Raw genomic sequence first — 5,609 nt, 5'->3', positions numbered from 1 at the left:
CCGGCTCGCCGTGTACTTCGACAGAATTCCGCGGCTGCGAAAGCGGGGCCAGCAGGCGCTCTGACGCCGGGGGCCGGGGGGGGGGGGGCCCCCCGGGGGGGGGGGGGCGGGGGCGGGCGCCGAGACGGTGGAGGTGCGCCGGCCCACGGAGCTGGCCGCCCTCGACGGTCTGGTGCTGCCGGGCGGTGAGTCGACCACCATCGGCCGGCTGTTGAAGATCTTCGAGCTGCTCGAACCACTCCGGGATGCCGTCGCGGATGGTCTTCCGGTGTACGGTTCGTGCGCTGGCATGATCCTGCTCGCGCGGGACGTGCTGGACGGCCGGCCCGACCAGCCGCTGATCGGTGGGCTCGACGTGGTCGTGCGGCGCAACGCCTTCGGTCGTCAGGTCGACTCGTTCGAGGCCGACCTCGACGTGGCCGGCGTCGACGGGCCGCCCGTGCACGCCGTGTTCATCCGCGCTCCGTGGGTGGAGAAGGCCGGCGACGCGGTGACGGTCCTGGCCCGGGTCGGGGAGCATCCGGTGGCCGTACGGCAGGGGCACCTGCTGGCCACCTCGTTCCACCCCGAGCTGACCGGGGACACCCGGATGCACGAGCTGTTCGTCGAGATGGTTCAGGAGTCGGCGGCCGGCTAGCCGTGTTCGCTGCCCTTCGGGCAGCTTCCCGGCGGGCCGTCGCCAGATGTCTGCTCCGGGGACACCTCCCCCGACTGTCCGTTAGCGCGGCCAGCCGGGGGCCCCGGATCCGGACCCCGGTGTCGGGCTTCGCTCGACCAAGGGTGCGATCATGAGGTTTCCCGCGTCGCGTAGGCCGGGCCATGAATGTAGAGGGGCAGGGCATGAGCGGTCACTCCAAGTGGGCGACCACGAAGCACCAGAAGGCGGTCAAGGACGCCCGTCGGGGCAAGCTGTTCGCCAAGCTGATCAAGACGATCGAGGTGGCGGCGAAGACCGGCGGCGGCGACCCCGCTGGCAACCCGACGCTCGCGGACGCGATCGCGAAGGCGAAGTCGCAGTCGGTGCCGAACGAGAACATCGACCGCGCCGTCAAGCGCGGCTCCGGTGAGCTCGGGGACTCCGTGAACTACGAGTCGATCACCTACGAGGCGTACGGCCCGAACGGTGTCGCGGTCATGGTCGAGTGCCTGACCGACAACCGGAACCGGGCCGCCTCTGACGTCCGGGTGGCCATCACCCGCAACGGCGGCACGGTCGCCGACCCGGGCTCGGTCGCCTACCTGTTCAACCGCAAGGGCGTCCTGCTGGTCACCAAGACCAAGGACCTGACCGAGGACGACGTGCTGGTGGCGGTGCTCGACGCCGGCGCCGACGAGGTCAACGATCTCGGCGAGGCGTTCGAGGTCATCTCCGAGGCCACCGATCTGCACGCGGTCCGGGTCGCGGCGACCGACGCCGGCCTGGCGATCGACTCGGCGGACATCTCGTGGCTGCCGAGCGTCAGCGTGCCGCTGGAGGCCGAGCCGGCCCGCAAGGTGCTCAAGCTCGTCGACGCGCTGGAGGACCTGGACGACGTCCAGTCCGTCTGGTTCAACGCCGACATCTCGGACGAGATCATGGAGCTCGTGGCCGGCTAGCCGCGTGTCGCGGATGTCCTGATGCGCCCCCCTCCTAGACTCCGAACAGGCGTTCGTGCCGGCGTACCGTGTTCGCTGACCTTCGGTCAGCTTCCCGGTGGCCGTGATGTCCGCCCGGGGGCCGACCCCCGGACCCCCGGTGTCGAGCTTCGCTCGACCGAGGGGTCCGGCGTTGTCTGTCCTGGCGGTGAAATCGGCAGCCGAGGAGCTGGGCGGTCATGCGGGTAATGGGGGTCGACCCCGGGCTGACGAGGTGTGGGCTCGGGGTCGTCGAGGGCGGCGGCGCCGGGCGGCGGGCGACGCTCGTCGAGGTGGGCGTCGTGCGCACCCCGGCCGCCGAGGACGTGGCCATCCGGCTGCGGGACATCTCGGTGCAGATCGACCTGTGGCTCGACCGGCACCGGCCCGATGCGGTCGCGGTGGAGCGCGTGTTCAGCCAGGCCAACGTGCGCACGGTCATGGGCACCGCCCAGGTCGGTGCCGTCGCCATCGTGCTCGCGGCGCGCCGGGGCCTGCCGGTCGCGCTCTACACGCCCAGCGAGGTCAAGGCCGCCGTCACCGGCAGCGGCCGCGCGGACAAGGCCCAGGTGACCTTCATGATCTCCAAGCTGCTCGACCTGGACACCCCGCCGAAACCGGCCGACGCAGCGGACGCGCTCGCCCTCGCGCTGTGCCACGTCTGGCGTGGCCCCGGGCTCGCGCGGGTGCGGGCTGCCGTCGCAGGCGGGGGGACGTCGGCATGATCGCGTCGGTCGCGGGGACGGTGCTGTCGGTGTCGCCGACGGCGGCCGTCGTCGAGGTCGGCGGGGTCGGGCTGCTGGTCCAGTGCACCCCGGCGACGCTGGCCGGCCTGGCCGTCGGCGAGCCGGCCCGGCTGGCGACCGCGCTGGTGGTCCGGGAGACCGAGCTGACCCTCTACGGCTTCGCCGACGCGGACGAGCGCGATGTCTACGAGACCCTGCAGGGCGCGGCCGGCGTCGGCCCCAAGCTCGCCCAGGCGGTGCTGGGTGTGCTCGCCCCGGACGAGGTGCGCCGGGCAGTCGCTGACGAGGACCTGGCGGCGCTGACGCGGGTCCCCGGCGTCGGGCGCAAGGGTGCCCAGCGCATCGTGCTCGACCTCAAGGACAAGCTCGGCCCGCCCGTCGGTGGCGCGCCGACACGCCAGGCCGCCGGGGGCCGGGTCCTGCCGGCGCCGCGCACGGCCCCCGAGCAGGTCGCGGACGCGCTGGGCGGGCTCGGATACTCGACCCGGGAGGCCGAGGACGCCGTGGCGGCGGTGCTGGCCGGCGACGACACCGACACCGACGACGTGTCAGCACTGCTGCGCGCCGCGCTGGCCTTCCTGCGGCCGCGGTAGCCGGGACCGAGAGCTGACAGGTGGCGCGGATGGGTGAGGACGGGCTGGTCGCCGCGGCGGCCACCGCCGAGGAGCGTGCCTTCGAGGCGGGGCTGCGCCCGCGGACGCTGGCGGAGTTCGTCGGCCAGCGCAAGGCCAGGGAGCAGCTTTCGATCATGCTGGCCGGGGCGCGCGGGCGCGGCCGGCCTCCGGACCACGTACTGCTGTCCGGGCCGCCGGGGCTCGGCAAGACCAGCCTCGCGATGATCATTGCCCAGGAGCTGGCGGTGCCGTTGCGGCTGACCAGTGGCCCCGCGATCGAGCGTGCCGGCGACCTGGTCGCGATCCTCACCTCGCTCGGCCCCGGCGAGGTGCTGTTCATCGACGAGATCCACCGGATTGCCCGGCCGGCCGAGGAGCTGCTCTACTCGGCGATGGAGGACTTCCGGGTCGACGTGGTGCTCGGAAAGGGACCCGGTGCGACCGCGATCCCGCTCGACGTGGCGCCGTTCACCCTCGTCGGTGCCACCACCCGCGCCGGCCTGCTGACCGGGCCGATGCGCGACCGGTTCGGCTTCACCGCGCATCTGGACTTCTACGACCCCGACGAGCTCGTCGCGGTTCTGGCCCGCTCGGCCCGGCTGCTGGGGGTGGAGCTCACGCCGGAGGGTGCGACCGAGGTGGCGGGGCGTTCCCGGGGGACCCCCCGGATCGCCAACCGCCTGCTGCGCCGGGTTCGTGACTACGCCGAGGTGCGCGCCGACGGGGTCGTCACCCTCGACGTCGCGCAGGCCGCGCTGCGGGTGTACGACGTGGACCCGCTCGGCCTCGACCGGCTGGACCGCGCGGTGCTCACGGCCCTCGTGAAGCGCTTCGGCGGCGGGCCGGTCGGGCTCACCACGCTGGCCGTGTCGGTCGGGGAGGAGCCGGAGACCGTCGAGGACGTCGCCGAGCCGTTCCTGCTGCGGGCCGGCCTGCTGGTGCGGACCTCGCGCGGGCGGGTGGCCACGCCGGCCGCCTTCACCCACCTCGGCTTCGACCCGCCGGACCAGGAACTCGGCCGGTCACAGGTGCCGCCGGCCCAGGCGGCGCTCTTCTCTCAACCGGGATTCCAGTCAGAACCGGGTTTCCGGGCGGAGGCCAGGCCGGAAAGCTGAGGAGTGGCGCAGACTGACCGGGGTCGGCGGTCCGACGGAAGTCCCTGTGGACGGACACCGCTCGTCCACAGAGCGCCGTGCGATCCTGACACGCGGCGCATCCGGGCACACGCTATGAGCACAGATCGTCGGGCGCTCGCGATCGGAGCACTCGCTGTGACCGTACGGATGTCATCCCGCTGGCCGAGACCCGGCCGCCGGAGCGGCAACAGGGCCGACCCAATGGCGAAACCGGCGCGTCTTGGTGCCCTCCCGTCGAGTCCCGTGGCCTGATACGTACGATCGGCCGCGACACCGAGGAGGAACAGGACGTGCAACCAATCGCGGCCGCGGCGATCGCGGCCAACAACGAGGCCGCCAGCAAGTCGGGTGGCGGCTTCGGGAGCTGGCTGCTCCCGCTCCTGATCGTCCTGGTCGGGGTCTACTTCTTCACGATGCAGCGTCGGCGCCAGCGCGCGACTCAGAGCGAGCAGTCGAAGCTCGGCCCTGGCACGCTCGTCATGACGCGCAGTGGCCTCTACGGGACGATCGTCGAGACCGACGGCGAGGACATCCTGCTGGAGATCGCGCCGGACGTGGTCTGCCGGTTCAACCGCGGCGCGATCGGCCGGGTCATCAGCTCCCCGGACACCCCCGGTGTCCCGGAGGAGGACACCCCGGTGTCGTTCGAGAAGGACGCTGAAACGCCGGCGGACGAGACGACCGCCGATGAGACGCCGGCCGACGAACCGGCCGCCGCCCCTGAGGCGCCTGAGGCCAGCCAGCCGCCGAAGAAGGAACTGTAGGCGCGGCCCACGCCGTCATCCCTTCGCGTGTGAAGCGGCCCTGCCGTGGGCGGCGCGTTGGAATCGGCTCACCAGAGCTTCGTGGATAGAACGACTCTTCGGGCCCTCGCGGGGCGACGGAACGTCTCAACGCCTGCGCCCGTCGGATAGTTTGGCTCCGGTCGGGATCATCCGATCCGGTGGGCAGAAGGGAAATCCGTTGGCACGACGGTCGACGCGAACGCGGGAGACCCGTTCGTCATGGCTCCGGCTGGGGTTCCTGGCCGGTGTGCTCGCGGTGCTCTACGCGATCATGGCTCTAACCGGGACGTTCACGCCTCGGCTCGGCCTGGACCTGCAGGGCGGCACGAGCGTCATCCTCACGCCGCGCGCGACGCAGGCGGGCCAGAAGGTCAACGGCGGCGCGGTCGACAAGGCGGTCGACATCATCCGCCAGCGGGTCGACGGCCTCGGTGTCGCGGAGTCCGAGGTCAAGCGCAACGGCAACCAGATCGAGATCTCGGTGCCCGGTCGCGGCCGCTCCGACGTGGTGAACCTCGTCGGCCAGACCGCCGAGCTGCGCTTCCGGACGGTTTACACCTCCGGTGCCGGCACGGCGGTCGTCGCGTCCCCGACGGCCACCGCCTCGGTCGCCCCGGCCGCGGCGGCCGGCGGGGGCGGCCCCCGCCCCCCGGGGGGGGCCCCCCCCCCCCCCGCCGGCCCGCCCCCCCCCGCCCCCCCCGCGCCCACCCCCCG

5 protein-coding genes and 2 pseudogenes are annotated in these 5,609 nt (G+C 72.9%); all 7 read left to right on the top strand.

Going from position 1 to position 5,609, the window contains the following annotated elements:
* Positions 1–112: 112 nt before the first annotated feature.
* A pseudogene (gene pdxT / locus I6A60_RS02850) lies at positions 113–637 on the top strand (pyridoxal 5'-phosphate synthase glutaminase subunit PdxT); the annotation flags it as partial.
* A 203-nt stretch (positions 638–840) separates the two neighbouring features.
* A complete protein-coding gene (locus tag I6A60_RS02845; protein ID WP_203016122.1) occupies positions 841–1,596 on the top strand; it encodes a YebC/PmpR family DNA-binding transcriptional regulator in 756 nt (251 codons plus the stop codon).
* A 218-nt stretch (positions 1,597–1,814) separates the two neighbouring features.
* Positions 1,815–2,339 (top strand): crossover junction endodeoxyribonuclease RuvC, encoded by a 525-nt coding sequence (ruvC, locus tag I6A60_RS02840; protein WP_203016123.1) that lies wholly within the window; start codon positions 1,815–1,817, stop codon positions 2,337–2,339.
* Positions 2,336–2,953 (top strand): Holliday junction branch migration protein RuvA, encoded by a 618-nt coding sequence (gene ruvA, locus I6A60_RS02835; RefSeq protein ID WP_203016124.1) that lies wholly within the window; start codon positions 2,336–2,338, stop codon positions 2,951–2,953. Before ruvC ends, ruvA begins: the two co-directional genes overlap by 4 nt.
* A 29-nt stretch (positions 2,954–2,982) precedes the next feature.
* Positions 2,983–4,089, top strand: coding sequence for a Holliday junction branch migration DNA helicase RuvB (gene ruvB / locus I6A60_RS02830; protein WP_203016125.1), 1,107 nt, complete (start codon positions 2,983–2,985; stop codon positions 4,087–4,089).
* A gap of 311 nt (positions 4,090–4,400) precedes the next feature.
* Entirely contained in the window at positions 4,401–4,874 is a 474-nt protein-coding gene (gene yajC, locus I6A60_RS02825; protein WP_203016127.1) for a preprotein translocase subunit YajC, read from the top strand.
* A gap of 199 nt (positions 4,875–5,073) precedes the next feature.
* Positions 5,074–5,609, top strand: a pseudogene (locus tag I6A60_RS41190) (protein translocase subunit SecD); the annotation flags it as partial.

Source organism: Frankia sp. AgB1.9, assembly GCF_016786355.1.
GTDB lineage: Bacteria > Actinomycetota > Actinomycetes > Frankiales > Frankiaceae > Pseudofrankia.
The sequence above is the reverse complement of the archived record's forward strand: the minus strand, read 5'-3'. Positions and strand labels throughout refer to the sequence as shown.

Excerpts from the sequence above, each read along its gene's own strand:
- I6A60_RS02845 (WP_203016122.1), top strand. The coding sequence starts at position 841 with ATGAGCGGTCACTCCAAGTGGGCGACCACGAAGCACCAGAAGGCGGTC.
- ruvC (WP_203016123.1), top strand. The coding sequence starts at position 1,815 with ATGCGGGTAATGGGGGTCGACCCCGGGCTGACGAGGTGTGGGCTCGGG.
- ruvA (WP_203016124.1), top strand. The coding sequence starts at position 2,336 with ATGATCGCGTCGGTCGCGGGGACGGTGCTGTCGGTGTCGCCGACGGCG.
- ruvB (WP_203016125.1), top strand. The coding sequence starts at position 2,983 with ATGGGTGAGGACGGGCTGGTCGCCGCGGCGGCCACCGCCGAGGAGCGT.